19 protein-coding genes and 1 riboswitch are annotated in these 25,510 nt (G+C 51.9%); of the genes, 17 read left to right on the plus strand and 2 right to left on the minus strand.

Annotated features, from left to right (window positions below; translation table 11 throughout):
• The 3 genes from NST26_RS08635 (at position 1) to NST26_RS08645 (ending at position 4,081) form a co-directional block, all read left to right on the plus strand.
• Entirely contained in the window at positions 1-1,590 is a 1,590-nt protein-coding gene (locus tag NST26_RS08635) for a cobyrinate a,c-diamide synthase (RefSeq protein ID WP_340980822.1), read from the plus strand.
• Positions 1,591-2,014: 424 nt separating this feature from the next.
• A complete protein-coding gene (locus NST26_RS08640; protein WP_051477785.1) occupies positions 2,015-2,896 on the plus strand; it encodes an ROK family protein in 882 nt (293 codons plus the stop codon).
• A 168-nt stretch (positions 2,897-3,064) separates the two neighbouring features.
• Entirely contained in the window at positions 3,065-4,081 is a 1,017-nt protein-coding gene (locus NST26_RS08645; protein ID WP_036722453.1) for an HRDC domain-containing protein, read from the plus strand.
• 170 nt (positions 4,082-4,251) lie between these two features.
• Here NST26_RS08645 and corA read toward each other — a convergent pair whose 3' ends face one another.
• Complete coding sequence (gene corA, locus NST26_RS08650; RefSeq protein WP_209873045.1) at positions 4,252-5,187, minus strand: magnesium/cobalt transporter CorA; 936 nt, start codon at positions 5,185-5,187, stop codon at positions 4,252-4,254.
• A 526-nt stretch (positions 5,188-5,713) separates the two neighbouring features.
• Positions 5,714-5,845, plus strand: a riboswitch (SAM riboswitch).
• A gap of 116 nt (positions 5,846-5,961) precedes the next feature.
• On the opposite strand from corA, the gene metA reads away from it, so the two are divergent.
• The 3 genes from metA (at position 5,962) to mqnC (ending at position 9,462) form a co-directional block, all read left to right on the plus strand.
• Complete coding sequence (metA, locus tag NST26_RS08655) at positions 5,962-6,879, plus strand: homoserine O-acetyltransferase MetA (protein ID WP_036722451.1); 918 nt, start codon at positions 5,962-5,964, stop codon at positions 6,877-6,879.
• A 49-nt stretch (positions 6,880-6,928) separates the two neighbouring features.
• Entirely contained in the window at positions 6,929-8,095 is a 1,167-nt protein-coding gene (locus NST26_RS08660; RefSeq protein WP_340954830.1) for an aminotransferase class I/II-fold pyridoxal phosphate-dependent enzyme, read from the plus strand.
• A 230-nt stretch (positions 8,096-8,325) separates the two neighbouring features.
• The gene (gene mqnC, locus NST26_RS08665; protein ID WP_340954829.1) at positions 8,326-9,462 is read left to right on the plus strand and encodes a cyclic dehypoxanthinyl futalosine synthase; all 1,137 of its coding nucleotides are present in this window, start codon (positions 8,326-8,328) and stop codon (positions 9,460-9,462) included.
• Between the two features lie 96 nt (positions 9,463-9,558).
• On the opposite strand, the gene NST26_RS08670 is transcribed toward mqnC, so the two are convergent.
• A complete protein-coding gene (locus tag NST26_RS08670; RefSeq protein WP_340979033.1) occupies positions 9,559-10,260 on the minus strand; it encodes an HAD family hydrolase in 702 nt (233 codons plus the stop codon).
• Positions 10,261-10,580: 320 nt separating this feature from the next.
• Between NST26_RS08670 and NST26_RS08675 the strand changes: the two genes are divergently transcribed.
• The 11 genes from NST26_RS08675 (at position 10,581) to NST26_RS08725 (ending at position 25,405) form a co-directional block, all read left to right on the plus strand.
• Positions 10,581-14,951 carry a bifunctional 2',3'-cyclic-nucleotide 2'-phosphodiesterase/3'-nucleotidase gene (locus NST26_RS08675; protein WP_340954822.1) on the plus strand — a complete coding sequence of 1,457 codons (4,371 nt, stop codon included), beginning with the start codon at positions 10,581-10,583 and terminating at the stop codon, positions 14,949-14,951.
• Positions 14,952-15,097: 146 nt separating this feature from the next.
• A complete protein-coding gene (locus NST26_RS08680; protein WP_036722389.1) occupies positions 15,098-15,940 on the plus strand; it encodes an SPFH domain-containing protein in 843 nt (280 codons plus the stop codon).
• A gap of 13 nt (positions 15,941-15,953) precedes the next feature.
• On the plus strand, positions 15,954-16,127 hold the full coding sequence (locus NST26_RS08685) for a toxin-antitoxin system HicB family antitoxin (protein ID WP_036722388.1): 174 nt from the start codon (positions 15,954-15,956) through the stop codon (positions 16,125-16,127).
• Between the two features lie 456 nt (positions 16,128-16,583).
• On the plus strand, positions 16,584-18,521 hold the full coding sequence (gene thrS, locus NST26_RS08690; RefSeq protein ID WP_209872960.1) for a threonine--tRNA ligase: 1,938 nt from the start codon (positions 16,584-16,586) through the stop codon (positions 18,519-18,521).
• Between the two features lie 171 nt (positions 18,522-18,692).
• Positions 18,693-19,394 carry a 3D domain-containing protein gene (locus tag NST26_RS08695; RefSeq protein WP_143803748.1) on the plus strand — a complete coding sequence of 234 codons (702 nt, stop codon included), beginning with the start codon at positions 18,693-18,695 and terminating at the stop codon, positions 19,392-19,394.
• Between the two features lie 134 nt (positions 19,395-19,528).
• Positions 19,529-19,675 carry a hypothetical protein gene (locus tag NST26_RS08700; protein WP_200869501.1) on the plus strand — a complete coding sequence of 49 codons (147 nt, stop codon included), beginning with the start codon at positions 19,529-19,531 and terminating at the stop codon, positions 19,673-19,675.
• Between the two features lie 236 nt (positions 19,676-19,911).
• Complete coding sequence (gene liaF, locus NST26_RS08705; RefSeq protein ID WP_340954817.1) at positions 19,912-20,991, plus strand: cell wall-active antibiotics response protein LiaF; 1,080 nt, start codon at positions 19,912-19,914, stop codon at positions 20,989-20,991.
• A complete protein-coding gene (locus NST26_RS08710) occupies positions 20,992-22,056 on the plus strand; it encodes a sensor histidine kinase (protein ID WP_340954815.1) in 1,065 nt (354 codons plus the stop codon). It abuts the gene before it with no gap.
• Positions 22,057-22,120: 64 nt separating this feature from the next.
• Positions 22,121-22,774, plus strand: coding sequence for a response regulator (locus NST26_RS08715; protein WP_036722382.1), 654 nt, complete (start codon positions 22,121-22,123; stop codon positions 22,772-22,774).
• Between the two features lie 267 nt (positions 22,775-23,041).
• Positions 23,042-24,037 (plus strand): ROK family protein, encoded by a 996-nt coding sequence (locus NST26_RS08720; RefSeq protein WP_340958114.1) that lies wholly within the window; start codon positions 23,042-23,044, stop codon positions 24,035-24,037.
• 156 nt (positions 24,038-24,193) lie between these two features.
• Positions 24,194-25,405: an MFS transporter gene (locus tag NST26_RS08725; RefSeq protein WP_340954812.1), complete on the plus strand. Its 1,212-nt coding sequence runs from the start codon at positions 24,194-24,196 to the stop codon at positions 25,403-25,405.
• The last annotated feature ends 105 nt before the right edge of the window (positions 25,406-25,510 follow it).

Consider the following 25,510-nt stretch of genomic DNA (forward strand, 5'->3'; position numbering starts at 1 on the left):
CTGAGGAATGCAGCCGGATATGAAAAAAAGCCTGGATCAGCCCCCCGTGAGCCGCAGGCGCATCCCCGCCTGGTCATCGCAGGCACAGGCAGCGGCTCGGGCAAAACAACGGTCACACTGGGGCTGATGCGCGCTTTTGCCCGGCGGGGCCTGAACGTTCAGGGCTTCAAATGCGGCCCTGACTATATCGATCCCGCCTATCACACTGCGGTCACAGGCCATCCCTCGCGCAACCTGGACTCCTGGATGACTTCAAGCGACTATCTGCAGGAGTATTTCCTGCAGGCTTCGGCGGATGCTGACCTGTCCGTCATTGAGGGCGTGATGGGGTTGTATGACGGCAAGGAAGACACAGCACTGACCGGATCCACGGCGGAGATCGCCATCCTGACCGCCAGCCCTGTGCTGCTGGTGGTCGATGTCCGCAGCATGGGGCGCAGTGCGGCGGCGATAGTGCTGGGCTTCCGGCAGCTGGAGCCGCAGGTGCAGATTGCCGCCGTTCTGGTGAACCGCTGCGGCAGCGAGGGTCACTACCGGTTAGTTAAGGCTGCCATTGAAGCAGCCTGCGGGATTCCCGTGATTGGCTGGCTCCCCCGCGACAGCGGGCTGGACATCCCGGAGCGGCATCTGGGCCTGCTGCCCGCTGTGGAGCGAGGGGAGCTTGCGCCCTTGTTCGAGCATGCCGCCGATATGCTGGAGCAAGGCACGGATCTGGAACGGCTGCTGGAGCTTGCGGCTGCCGCTCCTGCTGTGCAGGGGCAGCCTGTGTCGCCGGAGCAAGAAGCCTTGCTTGCCTGCAAGCAGACGCCGGACCAGCAAGTCCGCTCCCTTACATATGCGGCTGAACTTTGTAACCCCACTGCTCAGATACATAAGACACAGGCAGGCCCGGCGGGGCCTGGCCCGCTCATTGCCATAGCCCGGGATGCGGCGTTCAATTTCTACTACGCCGATAATCTGGAGCTGCTTGCACATGCGGGTGCTAAGCTGGCTTACTTCAGCCCGCTCAGCGGTGAAGGCATTCCGCCGGAAGCGGACGGCATCTATCTCGGCGGCGGCTTCCCGGAAGAATTCGCGGCGGTGATTGCCGCGAACCAACTCTTCCTAAGCGGCCTGAGATCCGCCGCAGACGCTGGAATGCCAATGTATGCGGAGTGCGGCGGCTATATGGTGCTGGCCCGCAGTCTGACCGACCGCACCGGCACGGTGCATGAGATGGCCGGAATCATTCCGGCGCATACCGTGATGCAGGAACGCCGGGCGGCACTCGGGTATCGTGAAGTTACGGCACTTCACGACTGTCTGCTGCTGAAGCAGGGCGAGCGTCTGCGCGGCCATGAATTTCATTACTCCGTCATGAGCTATCCTGAGGGGGCAGCCCGGACCTATGCCTACGAGAGTAAGGGCAGAGGGGGCAGCCAGCCGGAAGGCTACATCAGCGGCAGCATTATGGCTGCTTATGCGCATATCCATCTGGCCTCCCATCTTTCGGCAGCAGCCCGGCTTGTAGCAGCCTGCCGGGCCTATCGTGACAGCAAACAGGCTGTGCAGCAGCATGTTCCCGGCTCCCGCAACCAACAAGTGGAATAACGTATTTTAATTTATTAATTTTCATGGGATGCCCGGCAACAAGTGGAAAAACAACATCAATTCATGTTACTTTTAGCTACTTGGGCTAAAATGGGCAACATTAAGTGTTGTTTTTCCAACTGTTGTTCTAGCATCGGCTATTCGTTCATTAGCAAGTGTAGAAAATCCAACTACCCCCGTCCCGTTCAATGCGGCCTAAGCCTCATCAGCAAATCACTTATTCATACTGTATGTCAACCGCTTGTCATACGTATATTTGATACGTATAATAGGACAAGAGAACGCTTCATTATCGCGCACGGGCTGGTCAACGGGCAAGTTCCAGCGCAGGAAACTATCATTGTATTTATCGTATCTCAGGAGTCTATCGAAATTATCAGAAGCAACAGCATATGGATGCATCAGGAGAAGGGGGAACGCTGCAGTGAAATTGTTGGGAGCGATTGAAGCAGGGGGAACGAAGTTTGTATGCGGTATCGGGAATGAGGACGGGACGATTATCGACCGGGTGAGCTTTCCGACGGCTACTCCTCAGGAGACTATGGGCCAGGTAATGGATTATTTCAGCGGAAAATCAGTGGAGGCTATCGGGATCGGTTCCTTCGGACCGATTGACCCTGTTATCGGCAGCCCCACCTATGGATATATTACAACCACACCGAAGCCGCATTGGGGCGGATATAATCTGGTTGGAGCCGTGGAGGAGCAATTCCGGGTTCCGATCGGCTTTGATACAGATGTAAACGGCGCAGCGCTGGGCGAGTACACCTGGGGAGCAGCGCAAGGGCTGGACAGTTGTCTCTATATCACGGTGGGCACCGGGATTGGTGCCGGTGCTGTGGTAGGCGGGAAGCTCGTTCACGGTCTGTCCCACCCGGAGATGGGCCATATTCTGGTCCGTCGTCATCCCGAGGACCACTACGAAGGCTTCTGCCCTTATCACGGCGATTGCCTGGAGGGTCTGGCGGCGGGTCCGGCCATCGGCAAGCGCTGGGGTAAGCCCGCGGGCGAGCTGCCTGCGGATCATCCGGCCTGGGCGATGGAGGCCCACTATCTGGCTCATGCTCTTATGAACTATGTGCTGATCCTCTCGCCGCAGAAGATCGTAATGGGCGGCGGTGTGATGAAGCAGAGCCAGCTCTTCCCGCTGATCCATGCCAAGCTGCAGGAGCTGCTCGGCGGATATGTGCAGCATCCAGCGCTCAATGAAGAGATTGGCAGCTACATTGTGCCTCCGCAGCTTGGAGATAACGCCGGTCTGTCGGGAGCACTGGGTCTGGCCAAGCTGGCTTTAGACCGCAAGTAGGATATTTTGTCAAAAAGAGATTGACTGTTACGTAATATATGGTATTCTAGGTTTTAACAGTATAGCATTTAAGAGGAAGCACCTCTTTCACGAATGTCGTGGGAGAGGTGCTTTTTTTGCGTTCAGAGCGCTCATGCGTACTGTAAGACGACGAAAGAAGGGATTCATATGCAGATCGTATTTATGAACCGTTTGTGCAGAAGATCAGGAATGGACGAAGAGAATTTTGCCCAGCTGTGGATTGGAGAGGAAGAGGGTCAGTGGCGTCTTGGCTGGCGTGATTTCTCCGGCGAAGAGGAGACGGGCGACAGCCTGTGGTATGAAGGCGGATCATGGAATGAGATGCTGTGTGTTTACCGGCACGAGCTTGCCGTGAAGATGGGGGATGGCTACCGCCCGCTGATTGACGGGGTATTTCATGATGACGATAACCTCAGCAGCCGCAGCCAGGAGCAGCTTAAGCTGCAGTATTACAGTGAGCAATACGGGAATGAAGCCATCTTCGAGGAGCTGTGCTCCTGGCGCAGAGGGAAGGCCTCCAGTGAGCGGAAGGCGCCTTATATCCTGGCCAGCAACCGACTGCTGCGCATGATCAGCGCATTTCTTCCCCGCACGGAGGAGGAGCTGCTGCAGCTCCCGGGTGTGGGTGAAGGCAAAGTCTCACAGTATGGTGCAGACTGGCTTAGCATCACCGCGGCGGCTGAGCGTGAGCATGATTTTCCGCTAAGCTGGGTGAATCATGCCATAGACGAAGAGAGCTTCGTATCCTGGCACTATAAGCAGAAGGAGCTTAAGTACAAGAAGCAGCTGGAGCGGCTGAGACTGCGGCGCGTTCTATTACAGGGGATTGAAGAGGGACAGGGGATGGAGCAGCTCAGAGTGCTTAGCGGAGTTTCCCGCCGTGAAGTGCTTGAAGTGGTAGAGGAGCTGGAGAAGGACGGCTACTCGGCCGAGAAGCTTATTGCCCTGGAGCTGAGAGAGGTGAGTCCCGAAGAACAGAACAATATTTGGACAGCCTATGAACTGATCGGCGACAACTTCCTGAAGCCTGTCCTCTACAAAGCCTACGGCGACAACTTCGTACCTGCTGACGGACTTGATCTGTATTACGAACGCCTGCGGCTGATCCGCATCCGCTTCCGGCGGGAGCATCCGGCGGCGTTAGGGATAGTTACCCCTCAATAATTATTGAGTCTGATGGCCTGCATCAGTCCCAATCTACGGTCCTGATGACCGGAATTCCTGATCGGCGCAGACGCATTACATACTGGTGACATACCAAAAAGACGAAGGCTCTCCGAGTCCCGGTAGCCGGGTATACGGTGCCTTCGTCCTTCGTATTCGTCCGCTCTGCTTCATAGCCACTCCTTCTTACGGAAGATAATTAGCATTCCGCAGCCTAGCGTCACCATAACGGCAATGACGCCATAGTAGCCGTACTCGGTGTGGATCTCCGGGATATTGTCAAAGTTCATGCCGTAGATTCCGGTAATCACGGTCAGCGGCATGAATATGGTAGTAATTGCTGTAAATACACGCATGATTTCATTGGCTCGGTTCGCAATACTGGACTGATAAGCTTCGCGCAAGTTGCCCATGAGATCGCGGTATGTTTCGAAGGTCTCAGAGATCTTGACCGCATTCTCATAAATATCGCTGAAATACTTCTGCAGCTGATCGTCGATCAGGCGAAGATCCTTCTTGTTGAGTGTGTTGATAACTTCCTTCTGCGGGCCGAGCATCTTCTTCAGCCAGAGAATCTCACTGCGCAGACCGATGATCTCGCTCAGATGCGATTTCTTGGTATGCATGAGGATGTCTTCTTCCAGCTTCTCGATCCGCGCTTCAATCCGGTCACCGACCGAGAAGAAGTTGTCGACAACGAGGTCGATCAGCAGATACAGGAAGCGGTCAGGCGTACTGACCTCCTGCTCCCACAGTACGGGCTTCAGGACACGCAGTTCATGGATCTTCTGCTTCGTAACGGTAATAATGAAATGTCTGCCAAGGAATACATTGAGTGCACGGAGGAAGATTTCCTCATCATCGAACCGGATGCTGTTCACCACGATGAAATAATGACTCTCATAAATCTCCAGCTTCGGACGCTGATCCTCTTCACTTAGACAGTCTTCCACAGCCAGATCATGCAGGCCGTATATAGGCTGAAGCTCTACAAGGTCCTCCACATCGGCATCAATCCAGTAGAACCCCTCAGCAGGGGCGGTTAAAGTTTCTTCAATATTGTCAATAGGCGTAAAAACCCCTGCATTCACCAGCCGGATTTTCATCTGATTCACTCCTTATGTCCCTGGTCTTCTCCAGGGGTATGCTAATTTCAGCACACGGAAAAAATCAGCTTGGCCGGTGGTACAATCATGGACGAAGGCCAAAAGACGGTCCGAGAGCATGAAGAAAAAGGGCTCCCGCCGCCGGCAAGCTGATGTTAATCCTGTGTGGTTGTTCATTCTGCACGCTTATTCGCGAGCCCGGGTCGCCTTCCATTGTTCTCTCACCTCTTCTTTTCGCCGTTTTTTTTGAAATATAAGAATGTATAGGTTTCACACGATCCCTTATCCTTATATTTCTCGCTGAAACGGTACCGTCCTTTAAAGGGACGGCAAAGCCGTTTCCACTTGGTTGAAACACTTGTCTAGTATAACGCCGGGATATGGCTCTTACAAGAGAAATTGTTTTCTGTTATAAGGCCCCTTCAGCATTGTATGGACTTGACGAAAAGGAGGTTCATGATTTAAAGTGAAATTTAAGAAAAAGCATCGTTCAGATGCTTAAGGTTATTCAACTGAATACAGCTAAATCTTATCAAGAGCAGGTGGAGGGACTAGCCCGATGAAACCCGGCAACCGGCGTGTGAACGCACGGTGCTAATTCTTGCGGAAGCTTTGCAGGGCGTTGTTCGTCCGGCGGAAGTTCTCTGGCAGATGAGAGAGGCGCATATGACTGCATGATATGACCTTTCTCGCCCGGGAAAGGTCTTTTTTCGCTACCCTGCCTCAGGTTGAACCACCAAGTGGAACCCCATTTCAGTTAAGGAGTGAACAGCAATGCCTATCAAAATTCCCGACAGCCTGCCGGCCAAAGAAGTATTATCCGGTGAGAATATTTTTGTAATGGATGAAAGCCAGGCCTTCCATCAGGATATCCGTCCTCTCCGGATCGCCATCCTGAACCTGATGCCTACCAAAGAAACTACTGAGACCCAGCTGCTGCGCCTTATCGGGAATTCCCCGCTTCAGGTGGATGTTGTTCTGCTGCACCCCAGCTCCCATACGTCGAAGAATACTTCGGCAGAGCATTTGAAGAGCTTTTACAAAACCTTTGATGAGATCAGCCACCGCCGGTTCGACGGCTTGATTGTAACCGGCGCTCCCGTAGAACAGCTTGAGTTCGAGGATGTCAACTACTGGGAAGAGCTGAAAGTGATTTTTGAGTGGAGCAAGCAGAATGTAACCTCGACCATGCACATCTGTTGGGCGGCGCAGGCAGGGCTGTATCATCACTTCGGCGTGCGCAAGGTGAGTCTGCCGGACAAATGCTTCGGAGTGTTTCCGCATACAATGAGCCATAATAATGTCAAGCTGCTGCGCGGCTTCGATGAAGTGTTCCATGTTCCGCATTCCCGCCATACCGACGTCTCCCGTGAAGATATTGAGCAGAACCCGGAGCTGCAGATTCTGGCAGAATCCGAGGAAGCCGGGGTGTACCTGGTGGCTACGCATGACGGGAAGCAGATTTTTGTCACCGGACATTCGGAGTATGATCCCTTCTCCTTGAAATGGGAGTATGACCGGGATATCGCCAAGGGGCTGGAGGTTGCCCTGCCGAAGCACTATTATCCCAAGGATGATCCGACACGCACACCGCCGGCAGTCTGGCGCGCCCATGCTAACTTATTATTCGCTAATTGGCTCAATTACTATGTATACCAGGAGACTCCTTACGATATCGGGGCATTTATCTAAGAGGTTGACTTATTCTTAATAGAAGTAATTAATCAGGAGGGCAATGGAGATGGATGAGAAACTGAGAATTGAGAGCAGACTGGCACAGATTGGTTCAATGGAGGACCCCGCCACCGGGGCCATTAATTACCCGATTTATCATGCGACAGCCTTCCGTCACCCGCGGCTTGGACAGAGCACAGGCTTTGACTACATCCGCACCAAAAATCCTACCCGCTCTGTCCTAGAAGAAGCGGCAGCGGCCCTGGAATCAGGGGATGCCGGCTTCGCCTGTGCCTCCGGTATGGCTGCACTGACTACAGTGTTCACCTTGTTTGGACAAGGGGACCATCTCATTGTATCGCTGGACTTGTACGGCGGTACTTACCGGCTGCTGGAACGGATTCTCTCCAAATACGGCATCAGCGCCTCCTATGTAGATACGAATGATCTGGATGGCCTGGAAGCGGCCCGCCAGCCGGGCACGAAGGCTGTATTCATTGAGACACCGACCAATCCGCTGATGATGATTACGGATGTCGAAGCCGTATGTACCTGGGCCCGCCGTCACGGGCTACTCACAATTGTGGACAATACGCTGCTGACCCCGTTCTTCCAGCGCCCGCTGGAGCTTGGCGCAGATATCGTGGTTCACAGTGCGACTAAGTATCTGGGCGGGCATAACGATGTGCTGGCGGGGCTGATTGTGACCAAGGGTGCAGAATTGTCGGCTGAAATGGCTGTCCTGCATAACTCCTTGGGAGCCGTTCTCGCGCCGAATGACAGCTACCAGCTGATGAAGGGCATGAAGACCCTCGCCCTGCGTATGGAGCGGCATGAGAGCAACGCCCTGGCTATTGCCCGTTATCTGCAGGAGCATCCGGCTATTGCCGAGGTCTTCCACCCGGGCCTGCCGGACCATCCGGGTTATGCCATTCAGAACCGCCAGTCCTCCGGCAACACCGGGATCTTCTCCTTCAAGGTAAAAGAGGCCAGCTATGTGGAGCCGTTGCTCCGCCATATCAAGCTAATTGCCTTCGCCGAGAGTCTGGGCGGTGTGGAATCGCTGATGACCTATCCGGCGATACAGACCCATGCCGATATTCCGGCTGAAATCCGCGATGCTGTAGGCGTGGATGACCGGCTGCTGCGCTTCTCTGTCGGCATAGAGCATGTAGATGATCTGATCGCCGATCTCGGGCAGGCCCTGGAGGCCGCCGGGAGCGAGCTGGAATAAGGCGATGCGCCGCCGGACCTGCCCGGCATGCGAGATTCACAGAACGTACAAGCAGCAGTGCCTTCGGGCACTGCTGTTTAATTTGCCTGGAACAAGGGCATTTATTCGGTCCTGTGCAGCGAAACATTTTTCAAGAACAGCCGATTGTGATACGATGGGAGAACGGACTATTTTTATTTCAAATTGTATTTATCTCATAGACTTCATAGATGAAGAGGAGGCCGTCAACAGTGAGTGCAGTCGATCTTATACTGGATAAGGCACTGAAGGGTGAACGTCTTCAGTTGGAAGATACGATCACATTATTCGAGAGCAATGAAATTGAGAAAATGGGCGCTGCCGCAGATATTATTATGAAGCGCTGGCACCCGGAGCCAGTGACGACATTCGTCATCGGCCGCAACATTAACTACACCAATGTATGTGATGTATACTGCCGATTCTGCGCCTTTTACCGCAGACCCGGTTCGGAGGAAGGCTATGTGCTTCCCGATGAGACGATCTACCAGAAGATTGCCGAGACCATGAGCGTAAACGGAACCGAGATTCTGATGCAGGGCGGTACGAATCCCAATCTGCCGTTCAGCTATTATACGGATATTCTGCGCGGCATCAAGCAGCGGTTCCCGGAGATTACGATGCATTCCTTCTCACCGGCGGAGATTATGAAGATGGTGGAGGTCTCCGGCCTGCCGCTGGAGCAGGTCATGCGTGAGATCCATGCTGCGGGCCTCGATTCCCTGCCCGGCGGCGGTGCAGAGATTCTCGATGACCGTACCCGCCGCAAGATCAGCCGGCTCAAGGGCTCCTGGCGCGAGTGGATGGACGTCATGCAGACCGCACACCGGATCGGCATGAATACAACAGCCACGATGGTGATCGGTCTGGGCGAGAGTATGGAAGAACGGGCGCTGCATCTGCTGCGTGTCCGTGAGGCCCAGGACGAATGTATTGCGAACAAATATGATTCCGAGGGCTTCCTGGCGTTCATCTCCTGGACCTTCCAGCCGGATAATACGAACCTGAAGCTGGACCGCCAGACCCCGGAGGAATACCTGAAGACCGTAGCGATCAGCCGCCTGGTGCTGGACAATATCAAGAACTTCCAGTCCTCCTGGGTAACGATGGGGCCTGAAGTAGGCAAGCTCTCCCTGCAATACGGCTGCAATGACTTCGGCAGCACGATGATTGAGGAGAACGTAGTCTCCTCGGCGGGCGCCACCTACAAGGTCAACATCGAGTCGATCACCCAGCTCATCCGCGAAGCGGGCAAGATCCCGGCGCAGCGCAACACGCGCTATGACATCCTGCGGACGTTCGAGGATGCGAGTGTCAAGATTGACAATGATTTTGTGATGCAGAACTAGAATAAATAAAGAAAACAAAAATAACGGAGTTAATCTACAAATTGTAGTTTTGACTCCGTTATTTTTTTATGCTCAACTGCAATGCTTGTTCCATTTCTATAAATAGGATAATAAATCGGATAGCTTTTTGAGGTTTAGATACTTTGTGCTTGCTTGAGAATTCGGTCTTGATAGGACTAATACGGATTGTATACCCAGAGCTGATGCACCATCTAAGTTCTGCTCATAATCATCGACAAATACTGTTTCTGTTGCCGGCAAATGCATCGCATTAAGTGCATGGCTGAACATGCCGGGATTAGGTTTGTTTACTCCAAGTTCAAAACTAAGTGTCATATTATCAAAATACTCATAAATACCAGCATTTTTAAGAACCCTTTTGATTGACGGGTCTGTATCTGAAATAACTCCAATCATATACTTTTCTCTCAGGCTTTCAAGGGTCTGCTTTGTATGATCAAAAAAAACGTAATTAGAATCGTTATACACTCTATCATATGCAATGATTTCAGCTTGTTCGTTGGTAAGGTGAATTTCAGGTAACCCTTCAGCCATTGTTTTATAGTAATTTGTATATCTTTCAAGCTCCTCATCTTCAGTTTTGTAAACTTCATTTTTGAGGTGCTCATTTGCTTTTGAAATTGCTGTATTCAATTGTTCTTGTGGTATTGACCCTAGTATTTGCGGATTTATGTATTCCAACGCTTTTAATGTTATCCTCCAATCACCTGTTGCAGGGCGGAAAATCGTCCAGCCAAGGTCGAGAAATATACCACGTACAGGTTTTTGTATAGTCATTTCAACTCCCCCTATAAATCCTATGATATTGGTAAAAATCCATTTATAAAAGAGTAATTAATCTGTTTTTATTTCCTGTTTAACCTGTCTAACAGGGTGGAGTCCAATTGAATTGGCTTTTTACGCTTTCTTCACTCGATTGTTCACTTGATTGTAAATTGATATCGTTATATTTTACAAAAAACGATGAATTAATGTGAGATTTTACACAACAATTTATAAGAGTTAATGGAATTTGATAGATTCATAGGGAAGGCTATGATACAATTTTTCGGACAGTGGTAGAATAATATAGCAATCACAGGGAGGAAATTAGATTTATGGGAGAGAGAAGATGGAACAAGCCGATAGCTTCTTTATTGGCTACCACAGTTCTGGCAGCACAGATGCTGGGCGGAGTATTCAATGTTCCTGTGCTGGCGGCAGGAAAGGCGGAGGCTTCTCCGGTGATTAATCCGGGAACCATTAATTTACGCTTGATGAGCACGACTGATGTTCATACGAACGTATATGGATGGGACTATTTCAAGGGTGCCGCCTCCGCGACTGTAGGTCTGGACCGTACTTCAACCTTAGTAAAGGCTGCACGCAATGACGCAGAGGGGAAATACAACCTTTTGCTGGATAATGGCGATTTAATTCAAGGAACACCGCTGGGAACGTATATGGCCCAAGTGTCTGATTTCAGGACTAGCGAAGACCAGATTCATCCGATCATCGCAGCTATGAACCTCATGGGTTATGATGCAGCAACCTTCGGCAATCATGAATTCAATTATGGTTTGGATTATCTGGACCGGACAGTTAAAGGCAATGTAAGCAGCGCAACTTATAAGGAGTCTACGGGAGCGAAGTTCCCTTATGTGAATGCAAATATTTATAATGTATCCGATAATGATAATACATTTGAACCTTATAAAATCATCGATAAAGAGGTAAAGGACAGCAACGGCAACACCGTTACCATTAAAGTCGGCCTCCTGGGTCTGGTTACTCCGCAGATCATGGAGTGGGACAAGGTGAACCTGGAGAAAAAGGTTATTGCCAAAGATATTGTGGAAACGGCGAAGAAGTTTGTTCCTGAAATGAAGACGGCTGGTGCGGACGTTATCGTCGCCATGACTCATTCCGGGTTCGACGCTGCTGCCGCAGAAGGAACCGGAGCAGAGAATGTCATTAACCTGCTGAGCAAGGTCCCTGGCATCGATGCCATTACCTTCTCGCATACCCACAAGGTATTCCCGACGAACGGGGATGACAGCAAGCTGGATGCTTCCTTCAAAGATCCATCCACCAAGCTCCCTTACAATAATGATGTAGCCAAGGTAGACAACCTCAACGGCCATATTAATGGCACTCCGGCAGTACAAGCGGGCTATGGCGGAGGTTACCTGGGCCTTATCGATCTGAAAATCGCCCAGAACAGCAGCGGCAAATGGGCAGTAGACAAAGCAGCTTCCAAGGCTTCTACGCGCTCTATTGCTGGCGCTGCCGTTGACACCGCTATCGATGATCTTGCCGGAGCGGCACATCAAGCTACGATTGATTACGTGAATCAGCCGCTTGGTGTAACTTCTGCGCCGATGAACAGCTATTTTGCTATGGTACAGGATGATCCGACAGTCCAGATCGTAACCTATGCCCAGCAGCAGTATGTATCTAACTTAATTCATACGAACGAGAATCTGGCCGGCTACAGAAACCTGCCGATCCTGAGCGTCGGCGCACCGTTCAAGGCTGGACGCAACGGCCCTGAAGAGTATACAGATATCAAGAAGGGCGACCTTACAATAGCCAGTGCAAGCGATCTGTATCTATATGACAATACGCTTAAGGCGATTGTAGTGAAAGGTTCGACCGTCAAAGAATGGGTAGAGATGAGTGCAGGAGCGTTCAACCGCATCAAGCCGTCCATCTCTACACCGCAATCTCTGTTAAATTCAGCATTTGCTGTGTACAATTTCGATGTGATTGACGGCATCCAATATACGCTTGATGTCACCCGCAATGCCAAGTACAAGCCCGATGGAAGCATCAACGATAAATCCTCCAGCCGGGTAACCTCCATCACTTATGGTGGCGAGCCGCTGGACCTGGATCAGGAATTCGTGGTCGTTACCAACAACTACCGTGCAAGCGGCGGGGGTAACTTCCCAGGTGTCAAAGAAGCGAAAATGATTATTGATTCCCAAATGGAGAACCGCCAGGTGCTGATGGATTACATCAAGGAAGCGGGAACAGTTGATCCAACAGCAGACAACAACTGGTCGATTGCTCCTATCGAAGGGAATGTCACTGTAACGTTCCCGTCTTCACCTAAAGCAGAAGCAGTCGCTCCTGCTAACATTAAAGCTACGGGTGCTACAGATGTCAGAGGCTTTGAAATCTACAACCTTGACTTGAAAAAAGCTCCTCCAACCCCAACGGGAGATGTTGAAGTTCACCTACTGGGCATCAATGACTTCCACGGCCAACTGGACACTACCTCGGTGGTGAACGGGGAAGCTGTAGGCACAGCGGCTACACTTGCTGCTTATTTGAAGGAAGCCCGTGCCAAATATGAGCATTCACTGCTGTTCCACAACGGCGACTCTGTGGGCGCCTCCGCTCCGGTATCTTCGCTGGAACGCGACAAGCCTACGATGGAATGGATGAACCTCATGAAGTTCGACGTCGGCACCCTTGGGAACCATGAGTTTGACCAAGGTGTTGAGGCGATGAAGGCTCAAATCTATGGCGGTAAGGACCCTAAGAACGAGAAGGTCGTCCATAATGGCGCAGATTTCGATTATATCAATGCCAACGCAGTAGACAGCACTACTGGCAAACCTATTATTACCCCTTATGTTGTAAAAGAAATTGGCGGCGTGAAGATCGGTTTCATCGGAGTTGTGACCAAAGCAACGCCAAGCAAAGTATCGCCAGCCGGTACAGCTGGTGTGAAATTCCTGAGTGCCGAGGAAGAGGTCGCGGCGATTGAGAAATATGCGGCCGAGCTGAATGCTCAAGGCGTCAAGACGATCGTGGTGCTTGCCCATGATCCGGCAACAACCAAGGTTGATCCGGTTACCAAAAAAAATGTATCCACCGGTGAAGCTGTAGATCTGGCTAATGCGCTTCCTGCCAATTCCCCGGTTGATGTGATCGTAGCCGGAGACAATCATGGCTATGCCAATGATACGGTGAACGGTAAGCTGATCGTTCAGGCTTACTCTTACGGAACGGCTTTTGAAGACATCAAGCTGGTGATTGACGGAGCTACAGGTACAGTGAAGAGTAAAACAGCCACTGTAACGAACACGGTTCAGAGTAAAATCACACCGGATGCCGAAACCAAGGCGTTGGTGGACTACTATCTGAGTCGGCACCCTGAATTAACCAAGCCTGTAGGAACTACTGACGGTACCATCACCCGTACAGATGCCTACACTAAGGAATCAGCATTGGGTAACCTGATTGCAGATGCGATGCGTCATGCTATCTTCAAAGAGGGCGAGAAAGATCCTGCTGATTTCGCCTTCATGAACCCGGGCGGTATCCGTGCGGATCTTCCGAAAGGCAATGTAGCGTTCGGAGATCTGGCGAAGATCCAGCCGTTCGGCAACACACTGGTGAAGCTGACCCTGACTGGTCAACAGATCAAGACCCTGCTGCAGCAGCAATGGGCTGTTAAGGCTGACGGCACCGCAGACACGAAGACATTGCAAATCTCAGGGCTGAAATATACAGCGAACATGTATCTGCCGGTTGCAGAGCGTGTGGCTAACCTGACTAAGGCTGACGGAACACCTATTGAAATGTCGAAGAGCTACACGGCTGTAGTCAATAACTTCATGGCTGCGGGCGGCGACAATTACAAGGTATTGACTGAGGCAAGCGCCTCGCTGGCCGGACCGATTGACCTGGATGTATTCTATGAATACATTAGGGACACATTCAACGGCGGGGCGATCACTGCTGCCATTGAAGGCCGGATCACTAATGTAGAGAAAGACCCTGGAACGGTTAATCCGAACCCTGGTAACCCTGGACCGGTTACAACTGCAACACCGAAGCCAACGGCTTCGCCTTCGGCCACTCCAAGTCCGGCAGCTACACCTGCGGCAACAGCAGCTCCAACGCCAAGCCCGGCTGTACCTGTTGTAGCCTTCAAGGATCTGGGCAAGGTAGCCTGGGCCGCAGATGCCATTAATGCATTGGCAGCCAAAGGCATTATCAAAGGAATGGATGGCACAAACTTTGCACCAATGAAAAGTGTAACCCGCGCAGAATTCGTAACCATGCTGGTTCGTTCACTTGATTTGAGCAATTCGGCTTCACCTGCAAAATTCAGCGATGTGAAGCAGGGAGTCTGGTACTCCGATACGATTGCTGCGGCTGTGAATGCAGGTCTGGTCAAAGGCTCAGGCAACGGTAAGTTCGAGCCGGGCCGTGAGATTACCCGTGAGGAAATGGCGATTATGATCGCGAATGCCCTCAAGAGTCAGCTGCAGCCGGTAGACGCTGCAACGTTGAACAAATTCACGGATAAGGCCAAGATTGCCCCTTACGCCCAGCAGGCAGTGGCACAGCTGACTCAGATTGGTATCGTCAACGGAGTGGATGCCAAGCAGTTCGCACCGAAGAGTATGGCTAACCGTGCCCAGGCTGCGGTCATTATCTTCCGTATGCTGGAGAACAAAGCATCATAAGTAAAAGTTTCATCATGTGATCATGAAATGATAATCCATCAGAGAGAAGGCCCGTGCAGAAATAGCGCGGGCCTTTTTTGGTTTACAATTGTATCCAAAAGTGATATCATAATCATATCAAATACATATCTAATGGAGGCGGCTTTATGAAAGAGAAAATTTTGCATCCGGTCAGCGGTTTTTGGGTCATCGCTCTGATTGCCATTTGTATCGGCGGCGGGATTTATGGTGCGGTTCAGGAATATGTGGCATTGCCTGTTATCCTGTTCGTAGCGGCGTTCATTTTGAGCACCAGTATATCCGTGGTTCAGCCTAACAAGTCGGTGGTAGTGACTTTTTTCGGCCAATATGTGGGCACTATTGCAGCAAGCGGACTGTTCGCGGTCATTCCGTTCAGCATCCGTAAGACGGTATCTCTCCGGGTCCGCAACTTCAACAGCGTGAAGCTGAAGGTCAATGATGTGGAAGGTAATCCGATTGAGATTGCTGCGGTGATTGTGTTCAAGGTCATTAATTCCGCCAAAGCGCTGTTCGATGTAGATAAATATATGGCATTTGTGGAAATTCAGAGTGAGACAGCACTGCGTCATGTGGCGAGTAAGTACCCTTACGATAACTTTAATGAGACCGGCATGTCCCTGCGGGCCAATGCTGATGAAATTGCCAAAGAGCTTGCCGTAGAGCTGCAGGAACGCTTATCCCTTTCAGGTGTAGAGGTCATTGAAGCCAGGCTGACCCACTTGGCTTACTCTACCGAGATTGCCAGCACGATGCTGCAGCGCCAGCAGGCTTCGGCCATTCTGTCCGCCCGCCAGATCATTGTGGAGGGAGCTGTCAGTATGGTCGATATGGCGATCCGTCAGCTTAAGGAGAGCGGTGTAGTTGAACTGGATGAAGAGCGCAAGGCAGCAATGATCAATAACCTGATGGTCGCGATTGTGTCTGAGCGCGGCGCGAGCCCGGTAATCAATGCCGGCTCGTTGTACTAAAGGCGGTAATATTATGGCGGCCAAAAAAAGCTTTCCGCTGCGGATCGATCCCGAGCTGCACGAAGCGCTGGAACGCTGGGCCGGAGAAGAGTTTCGCAGCGTAAACGGACATATCGAATATTTGCTGCGTGAGTCTTTGAAGCGTGCAGGCCGCTTGCCGGTTAAAAAACGCCGGGAAGAAGAATAATCTGCCCGGGGCGGCGGCCCTTCTGGCCTGAAGACGGACAGCCGTTTTGCGCTTGACGGAAGATAAGCTGAGATTTATAATTGCCTTAATTCATGTTATCAGCGTTGACGAAGATATGAACCACTTGCTTTGGACCGTTTCAGAGAGAGGAAGCCTCAGGCTGCAACTTCCTCCGGTACCGGCTGTCGGTTTACCCCTTTGTAGCTGCGGTTATGAACCCCTGACGGCTTCCGTACTCCGGAACCTTAACGGATAGTAAGAACCGCCGGTTCATGGCCGTTATCCCCATGCTAACGAAGGATTATATTCTGCAGTGAAGCATAAGCAACTGCTGCAAGGATAGATCGAATTTGGGTGGAATCACGGGTGCAATCACTCGTCCCTTTGCGGGACGGGTGTTTTTTGTGTGAAGAGTTCAAGGAAGTATAGCCCAACAAACCTTAGGAGGAAGTAATCATGTCAGTAAATATTAAGCTTCCGGACGGATCGGTCCGGGAATACGCAGACGGCAGCAGCATTGATGATGTAGCCGCCTCTATCAGCAGCGGACTGCGCAAGAACGCCGCAGCAGGCAAGCTCAACGGGATTGTCGTAGACCTGTCAACACCGCTGCAGGAAGGCGATCTGGTAGAGATCGTAACTCTTGATTCGCCGGAAGGTCTTGAAGTGATGCGCCACAGTACAGCCCACCTGATGGCGCAGGCGGTAAGACGCCTGTTCGGCACCAAGGAAGTGAAGCTTGGAGTCGGTCCTGTGATCGAAGACGGCTTCTATTATGATATGGACCTGGAGCATCCGCTCAATCCCGAGGATCTGCTGAAGATTGAGAAGGAAATGGACCGTATCGTCTCGGAGAATCTGCCGATTGTCCGGCATGAGGTCAGCCGGGGGGAAGCACTGGAGCGCTTCGGCGAGCTGGGTGATCCTTACAAGCTGGAGCTGATTGAAGCTCTGCCGGAAGACAGTGTCATCACGATCTATGAGCAGGGCGAATTCTTCGACCTCTGCCGTGGCCCGCATTTGCCGTCTACGGCCAAGATCAAGGTATTCAAGCTTATGAATGTGGCCGGGGCTTACTGGCGCGGGGACAGCAAGAATAAGATGCTGCAGCGTGTCTACGGCACAGCCTGGATCAAAAAGGCACAGCTGGATGAGCATCTGCGCCTGCTGGAGGAAGCGAAGAAGCGCGACCACCGGAAGCTGGGCAAGGAGCTGGAGATTTTCACCTTCAACCAGTTAGTTGGACAAGGCCTGCCGATCTGGCTGCCTAAGGGCGCGAAGCTGCGCAGTATTCTGGAGCGTTATATTGTCGATCTGGAAGCAAGCCTCGGATACCAGCATGTCTACACTCCTGTACTGGGGAACGTAGAGCTGTACAAGACTTCCGGGCACTGGGAGCACTATCAGGAAGATATGTTCCCTAAGATGACTATCGATAACGAAGAGTTCGTGCTGCGCCCGATGAACTGCCCGCACCATATGATGATCTACAAGAGCTCGATGCACAGCTACCGCGATCTGCCGATCCGTATTGCTGAGCTTGGGATTCAGCACCGTTATGAAATGTCAGGAGCCTTGACTGGTCTGCACCGCGTGCGTTCCATGACGCTGAATGACTCGCATATCTTCTGCCGTCTGGACCAGATCAAGGGCGAGTTCATCCGCGTGCTGGAATTGATTAAGCAGGTATACAGCGACTTCGGGATTGAAGATTACCGGTTCCGCCTGTCCTATCGTGATCCTAAGGATACTGAGAAATATTATGCCAACGACGAGATGTGGGAAACTGCACAGCGTATGCTGCGTGAGGTAGTCGAAGAAGCCGGCCTGCCGTTCTACGAAGCCGAAGGCGAAGCAGCCTTCTATGGTCCGAAGCTAGATGTGCAGATTAAGACTGTACTCGGTAAAGAAGAGACACTCTCGACCGTACAGATTGACTTCCTGCTGCCGGAACGCTTTGAGCTGGAATATGTAGGCGACGACGGCCAGAAGCACCGTCCGGTTGTCCTGCACCGCGGGATTCTGGGAACGATGGAACGGTTCGTAGCCTTCCTGCTGGAGAACTTTGCCGGTTCACTGCCGCTCTGGCTGTCTCCGCAGCAGGTGAAGATTATTCCGGTATCGTCAGCCTTCGACGACTATGCGAAGGAAGTGGAAGCGAAGCTGCTGCGCAGCGGCATCCGTGCGGAAGTGGATTTACGCAATGAGAAGATGGGCTACAAGATCCGTGAAGCTCAGCTCGAGAAGCTGCCGTACATGTTCGTGGTCGGCGAGAACGAGATGAACGCGGGCAGCGTAGCGATACGTAAACGCGGTGAAGGGGATATCGGTGCCCAACCTCTGCAGGAAGCGATTGATTCACTTGCACAGGAAATTGCCGGACGTGTAATTTAATTCAGTCTGATTACTGAACCTCTGTTATAAGCCTCGTGAGACCGCTATGGCGCGGTGTCATGTATAAAGTTTTGTGAATCGGGAAACCCTCGTACTATGGGGAGGGTTTAACTAATGAACAAAATGGGCTTATACCAGAGGTTTTGGTGTCTTTTCGTCACGATCGTCCTTATGCTGACCGCTGCCGGGATCTTCCCGGATTACGCGCGCAAGTCAGCCCAGGCGAGAGGGATGGAGGACACTGCAGGGCAGCATGGAAGCAGCATACAGAAGCAGTCACCCGTTGATCGTCAGCAGGCAGGCTCAGCATCCCGTCTTGGAGGCTCTTCAAGAGCCGTACAGCCGGATGCTGCAGACAAAGCTGCTAAGCCAGAGGTACAGGCAGCTAAGCCTAAGAATGCTGTCAAAGCACCCGGCTCGGTACCGGTAGCCGCTCCGGCTCCAGAGCAGATTATCACCTCGCTGAAAGTAATGGCGACCGGCTATACAGCCGGATACGAATCCACCGGCAAGACCGCTAAGCATCCGGAGTACGGGATTACGTATTCAGGAGTGAAGGTACGGCGGGACAAGAATGCGGTATCCACGATTGCAGCGGACCCGAAGGTGCTGCCGCTGGGGAGTATTTTATATATACCGGGTTATGGATATGGAATTGTGGCCGATACCGGATCGGCAATCAAAGGGCGAAAGATCGATCTCTACTTCAGCACCACCAAGCAGGTCTACAAGGAATGGGGCAAGAAGTCGGTCGTGGTTCAAGTGATCAAACGTGGCGACGGCAAATGCACGGAAAGTATGCTGAAGAGCCTTGGCCATGCCATCCAGACTTATAATGCAGTTCCGCAATATTTGCTGGAAGAAGCTATTTAACGGATGCTTTCGCTGGACAATCCGGGAGTTTGAATTTATTTTCACGTGAGCATGCATAATACAGCGGGCTGCTTCCCATAATATCGACTGGGGCAAATACTTGCTTCTTCCGATACAATAGGGAGGTGAATCTCGTGGCTAATTCCAAGAAACCAAAGGTACAAGAAAACTTCAAAACACCAAATGAAAAATACAATGCAGAGTTCGCTGTTGAAAATGACGGTGCAACTAAGCAAAGCAGCTCTTCTATGACCAAGCCGGCTCAGAAACCGCAGCAGTAATGCTGGGTTCCCGGTAAGCTCCTGAAGCAACAAGCTGTCCTCCCATGTCCGGATTACGGGCTGGAGGGCAGCTTTTTTATGCGTTTATAATTCAACTTATTATTCCAGTTGTCTCGGTCTGGAGACTGAGATGCGGTTCCTTCTTACGCCGCTGTTCTCCGCCGCATTCTTCCTGTAGACTAAGGCTATAAGTGTTCAAAAGGAAGAGTTGTATTTACGACAAGGAGGATGACATTATGAAACGAAGGTTCACCAGCCAGGTACTCGGAGGCCTGCTCCTCGTAGGTCTTGGAGGAATGTTCCTGCTCCGGCAGATGGGCTATACGGATTTCAGTCTGGGTTCACTGATCTCCACCTATTGGCCGGTTATTCTGATCGTGATGGGCGTACAACGGTTTTTGGCCCCGGATGAGGAGCGTTCAAGATTCTCTGCAACACTCGGCGGATTTATATATCTGGCGATCGGTGTATTTTTCCTGGGACGGAATTTAGACTGGTTCTACTATTCGGCAAGCGACTTCTTCAAAATGCTGATTCCGGTCATGCTGATCGGCGGCGGCTTATCCGTCATTTTCAGACCGCGGCCGGGCACTCCGCCTATACCTCCGGCACCGCCTTCACCGCCCGGCTATTACCCGCCTGGACCCGGTAAGAGTCCGCTGGATACAGCGCCGCCCGCTCCGCTCGAATCTACGCTCGATCAGCAGTTCGAGCAGAAATTCGGCAAGCCGGCAGGCAGCGTGGACCGGAACTGGAATGATTATCTGCATAAGAATGAGGAAGACGCAGACGGTAACCCGCTGCATGACTCGGCAGATACCCGCTGGCAGGAGAAGCAGGAGCGTCAGGAGCGCAGACGTCAGGAGCGTCAGGAACGGCATGCCCGCCGTCATGGCGAATGGCATGAGGAGTTCCAGGATTCCGGGAATGATAAGGATGCGACGAACCGCTCGGCTTTTATCGGTGATGTGCATATGGGCAAGGAGCATTTTCAACTGAAACGGACCAATATTTCCCAGTTTATCGGGGATACGGTGCTGGACCTGACCAATGCGCAGATTCCTTACGGCGAGACCAAGATTAATATCTCTGCTTTTGTCGGCGACATTAAGGTATACATTCCAGACGATATGGATCTCGGGGTGTCTGTGAATGGCAGCTCGTTCATCGGTGATATGCAGGTGCTTGAGCAGTCGCGCAGCGGGTTCATGAGCAATGTGCAGTGCAAGACGCCGTATTACAAGGAATCGGGCAAAAAGGTCCGTATCAACGTTAGCTGCTTCATCGGTGACGTTAAAGTTAAAACGGTGGGTTAAATGGGGATCTTCAGTAATACCAAGTGGATGCTGCTGGTGTATTTCCTGCTTAGCGGCGGGGTGAGCGCGGGGCTGATGTATGCGGGGACATGCCTGGGCTATATTCAGGTGGTGGATACCCGGATGTGGATCTACCTGTGTCTGGGCATTGTACTGTTCACAGTTATCATCGGTTACATCGCCGGTCAGCGGATTCAGCGGCGGATCGATCATCTGGATCTGAATATGCTGCAGGTGGCTAAGGGCAATATGTCGGTGAGGATGCCGGAGAGCGAGGACCAGTCTTTCGCACGTGTCTACCATGAGTTCAACATCATGATGGATACGGTCGAGAAGAAGATGAAGCGGCTTCAGCAGCTCGGAGAACAGGAAGTTATTGAGAAGGAAAAGGCAGCGGAGAGTGCGGTACTGGAAGAGCGCAGGCGTATGGCCCGGGATCTGCATGATACGGTGAGCCAGCAGCTGTTCGCTATTCACATGTCCGCCTCTTCGCTGCCTAAAGTGCTTGAACGCAGCGCAGAGCACGGGCAGACGGTGATGGATCAGCTGATCAGCATGTCCCAGATGGCACAGAAGCAGATGAGGGCGCTGATCGCACAGCTGCGTCCGGTGGAGCTGGAGGGGCGCAATCTGTTCGAGGCACTGGAGAAGTGGTTCCCGGATTACTGCCGCCAGAACGGGCTCAAAGGGGTGAAGGAGCTCGAGCTTCAGGGTGAGCTGTCCGAAGCGATTGAGCATCAGCTGTTCCTGATTATTCAGGAATCAATGGCGAATATCGTGAAGCATGCCGGTGCACGGGTGGTCAGTCTGTCCCTGCGGGAGGTGCCGCGCCAGGTGGTGCTGAGCATCAGCGATGACGGTCAGGGCTTCGAGCACGTGCAGCACAAGCAAGGCTCCTACGGGCTCACAACTATGCGTGAGCGTGCCGAGAAGCTCGGCGGTCAGGTCGAGATTATCAGCCGCAGGGGAGCGGGAACGACGATCCGCGTACATATTCCAAAGTTTGTCCAAGGCCGCGCGGAGACCGCTGCTGACGGGATTGAAGCCGATTCTGAAGAGGCTTGATGGGCTCAGCGGTGATGAAGCCGGGGCTGAATCATGCTTTACACAATGTTAGGGGGAGTACAGAATGAGTCTCGTAAAAGTACTGCTTGTAGATGATCACGATATGGTGAGGATGGGCCTCAAAACCTATCTGATGCTGGACCCGATGTTTGAAGTGATCGGAGAAGCAGCCAACGGTCATGAAGCGCTGGCGATGCTGCGCGAGCTGGGACAGGAATCGCTGCCGGATCTGGTGCTGATGGATCTGATGATGCCGGTGATGAACGGGGCTGAGACCACCCGCGCGGTCCTGGCCGAATTCCCCGGGCTCAAGATCGTCATCCTTACCAGCTTCCTGGAGGACGATCTGGTGGTCGATGCGATTGAAGCCGGGGCTGTCAGCTATGTGCTGAAGACCGTCTCGGCAGAAGAGCTGATCTATGCGCTGCAAGGCGCCTATCGCGGCATGCCGGTGATGACCGGCGATGTGTCGCAGGCGCTGACCCGCGGCATCCGCCAGCGCACGGTCCAGGGCGACACCTCCGGCTTGACCGAGCGGGAGAAGGAAGTGCTGCTGCTGATCGCCGAGGGCAAGACGAATAAGGATATCGGCGAGGAGCTGCATATCAGCATCAAGACCGTGAAGACCCATGTCAGCAACCTGCTGATGAAATGCGAACTGGATGACCGCACCCAGCTGGCGATCTACGCCCACCGCAAGGGCTGGGCGCAGGGGTAGCAGCTGCCGGTTTTTTGACTAAATCTAATGATCTATATAGATTGAACTAAAAATTTAAGTTAAAGGAAAAGTGGCGGAGGGGAATTTTGGAACTGGAGGAGCGGTAGCGACCGCCTTTGTCTACGGATTTCAACCGTTAAAAACGGTATAAAATCATGAAATCTGTAGACAACAGCGGCCGGAAGTCCAAAACTTCTCTGGAGTCACGGCTAATTCCAAAACATAAAAACATTAGTTCAATTTATATAGTGAACCGATAAGGAGGCTATCCGAATAGCAAACGCCAATCTGATGAAGGAAATTAACCTGAATAATGTGCGCCAGGTGATGAAACGGATGGAGACGGCTACAAAACCCCAGCTAGCTGCACTGACCAAGCTAAGCGTAGTAACTGTGAACTCATTAGTTAAGGAGCTGTCCGAGTTAGGGGAGTTGTTTGAAGACTTGGTGGTGCCTTCCAACGGGGGCAGACCCGCACAGACCTATCGCTTTAATTACGATTTCAGTCTCGCGTTGGTGATGTACGTGACAGAAAAAGCGGGAAAAGTACTGATCTCCGCCGCAGTTATCAATTTGAAGGACGATATTCTGATGAAGGATGAGCATATCATCCCGGTTTTCGAAAGAGATTTTTGCTATACAATTATTGAACATGCCCTGAACCGGTATCCTTCCATCAAGGTCATTGGCATAGGTATTCCGGGACAGGCGGTAAACGGTGAAATTAAGGTTAGCAGTCTCCGGGAGCTGACGGGCACCCGGTTAATAGAAGAGATTGAAACCCGGTTTGGGCTGCCTATTCTGGTGGAGAATGATGTGAATGCCGCGATCAGCGGATATTGCATGAAGCATAGCGAAGGCGAAGAGCAATATTTACTGGGTCTCTACTTTCCGAACGGTTACCCGCCGGGTATGGGGATATACCTGCACGGCAGCCTTCTAAAAGGAAATCAGGGGATGTCAGGAGAGGTAAAGTTCCTTCCTGATATGCCTGAGTGGAGCCTGGAGATCCCCCGGGACACATTCATAGCTGCAACCTGCAGGATCTTACAGACGGTGAATGCTGTGCTGGCCCCGGATAGAATTGTCATCTATCAGGACAGAGTGGAGGATGCCGTCTGGACATCGGCCTGGACAGCCTATCAGCTTCAGCACCCCATGCCTGTTTATCCGGAAGTCATCTTACAGCATACCTTTCAGGAAGATTTCGAGCACGGTCTGCGCAGGCTGACCCTGAAGGAGTTAGAGCCGGAGCCCGTTTAGACCTAACGTACTAAGAACCCTTGTTAACTATACAGGGGTTTTTTTGTTGTTTTTGAATCATTCAATCCACTCCTTGACAAAAAATAAGAGAGAGAACATACTTAGTATATATACTTTATAAAGTTTATTTATTAAGTGGTTTTAGGAGGAGAATCATTGTCTACGTATTTTTTGATTATTATTTATCTGGCTTTTATTAGTCTGGGACTTCCCGATTCTTTACTTGGCTCTGCGTGGCCTGTGATCTGGCCAGAGATGGGTTCATCGCTGGGGTCGGCGGGAATCATCTCGATGATTATTGCCGGAGGGACCATCGTGTCCAGTCTGTTCAGCAACACAATCGTGAAGCGCCTGGGGACAGGACGAATTACCTTTGTCAGTTGCCTCTTAACCGCCGCCTCATTGTTCGGATTCTCCGTGTCTCCATCTGTGTTGTGGTTCATTGTAATGGCCGTTCCGCTGGGTCTTGGGGCAGGTGCAGTGGACGCGGCACTGAATCATTATGTGGCTGAACATTACAAGGCTCATCATATGAGCTGGCTGCACTGCTTCTGGGGCGTAGGCGCGACCCTGGGACCCATGATTATGGCAGTCAATCTCGTACACGCCCAGTCCTGGAGAGGGGGATATGCGGTTGTGGCCATCATTCAGTTCGGATTCGCAATGCTTCTGTTAGTGACACTTCCGTTATGGAAAAAGGTTGCTGCCACGCGCGAGCCTCAGCTTCCCGCAGCGCTTAGCAGCACTCTTCCAGAGGAAACGGCAGTGAACCTTAAGCCGCAGGCGAACACCCTCCGCTTGCAGGGCGTTAAGCCTACTCTGTTGACGTTCTTGTTGTACTGCGGGATAGAAGCAATGGTTGGACTGTGGGGCGCCAGTTATCTGGTAGGCGCAAGGGGAGTTGCGCCAGATACAGCAGCGGCCTGGATCTCCGTATACTATGCGGGCATTACAGTTGGCAGGCTGATTACCGGCTTCATCACTTTAAAAGTCCATAACCGCCTGCTTATCCGTTACGGTCAATTGGTGACCATTATAGGCGGAGCTATTCTTGTAATCCCGCTCCATCCGGCCCTCTCGCTTGCAGGCCTGATATTGATTGGTCTTGGCCTCGCACCGGTTTATCCGGGTCTCCTGCATGAGACGCCGGTCCGGTTCGGCAAGGAGAATGCAGCCCGCTTAATCGGGTATCAGATGGCGGTAGCCTATACGGGGACAACGTTAATTCCGCCGTTATTCGGACTTTTATCCGTGCGCACCAGCATTGCCGTTTTCCCCTTTGCTGTACTTACGTTACTGATCTTCATGTTCGGCAGTACAGAGCGTGTGAACCGGCTATTGGGCCAATCCACTTTAGGGAGGGAATAAACGGATGGCTTATATTCTTATATGCGCAATCATCTGGCTGGCCGCCTACTTTCATATGGCCGCATTCAAAGAACCTATGGAGGTGAAGCCTATCCGTAGTGTAGA

The organism is Paenibacillus sp. FSL R7-0128, from assembly GCF_038002245.1.
GTDB classification, from domain to species: domain Bacteria; phylum Bacillota; class Bacilli; order Paenibacillales; family Paenibacillaceae; genus Paenibacillus_AQ; species Paenibacillus_AQ silagei.

Bases quoted from the DNA above. Each gene is read 5' to 3' on its own strand.
- NST26_RS08645 (WP_036722453.1), top strand. From the start codon at position 3,065: ATGCAGATCGTATTTATGAACCGTTTGTGCAGAAGATCAGGAATGGAC.
- corA (WP_209873045.1), bottom strand. From the start codon at position 5,187: ATGAAAATCCGGCTGGTGAATGCAGGGGTTTTTACGCCTATTGACAAT.
- metA (WP_036722451.1), top strand. From the start codon at position 5,962: ATGCCTATCAAAATTCCCGACAGCCTGCCGGCCAAAGAAGTATTATCC.
- NST26_RS08660 (WP_340954830.1), top strand. From the start codon at position 6,929: ATGGATGAGAAACTGAGAATTGAGAGCAGACTGGCACAGATTGGTTCA.
- NST26_RS08670 (WP_340979033.1), bottom strand. From the start codon at position 10,260: ATGACTATACAAAAACCTGTACGTGGTATATTTCTCGACCTTGGCTGG.
- NST26_RS08675 (WP_340954822.1), top strand. From the start codon at position 10,581: ATGGGAGAGAGAAGATGGAACAAGCCGATAGCTTCTTTATTGGCTACC.
- NST26_RS08680 (WP_036722389.1), top strand. From the start codon at position 15,098: ATGAAAGAGAAAATTTTGCATCCGGTCAGCGGTTTTTGGGTCATCGCT.
- NST26_RS08685 (WP_036722388.1), top strand. From the start codon at position 15,954: ATGGCGGCCAAAAAAAGCTTTCCGCTGCGGATCGATCCCGAGCTGCAC.
- thrS (WP_209872960.1), top strand. From the start codon at position 16,584: ATGTCAGTAAATATTAAGCTTCCGGACGGATCGGTCCGGGAATACGCA.
- NST26_RS08695 (WP_143803748.1), top strand. From the start codon at position 18,693: ATGCTGACCGCTGCCGGGATCTTCCCGGATTACGCGCGCAAGTCAGCC.
- liaF (WP_340954817.1), top strand. From the start codon at position 19,912: ATGAAACGAAGGTTCACCAGCCAGGTACTCGGAGGCCTGCTCCTCGTA.
- NST26_RS08710 (WP_340954815.1), top strand. From the start codon at position 20,992: ATGGGGATCTTCAGTAATACCAAGTGGATGCTGCTGGTGTATTTCCTG.
- NST26_RS08715 (WP_036722382.1), top strand. From the start codon at position 22,121: ATGAGTCTCGTAAAAGTACTGCTTGTAGATGATCACGATATGGTGAGG.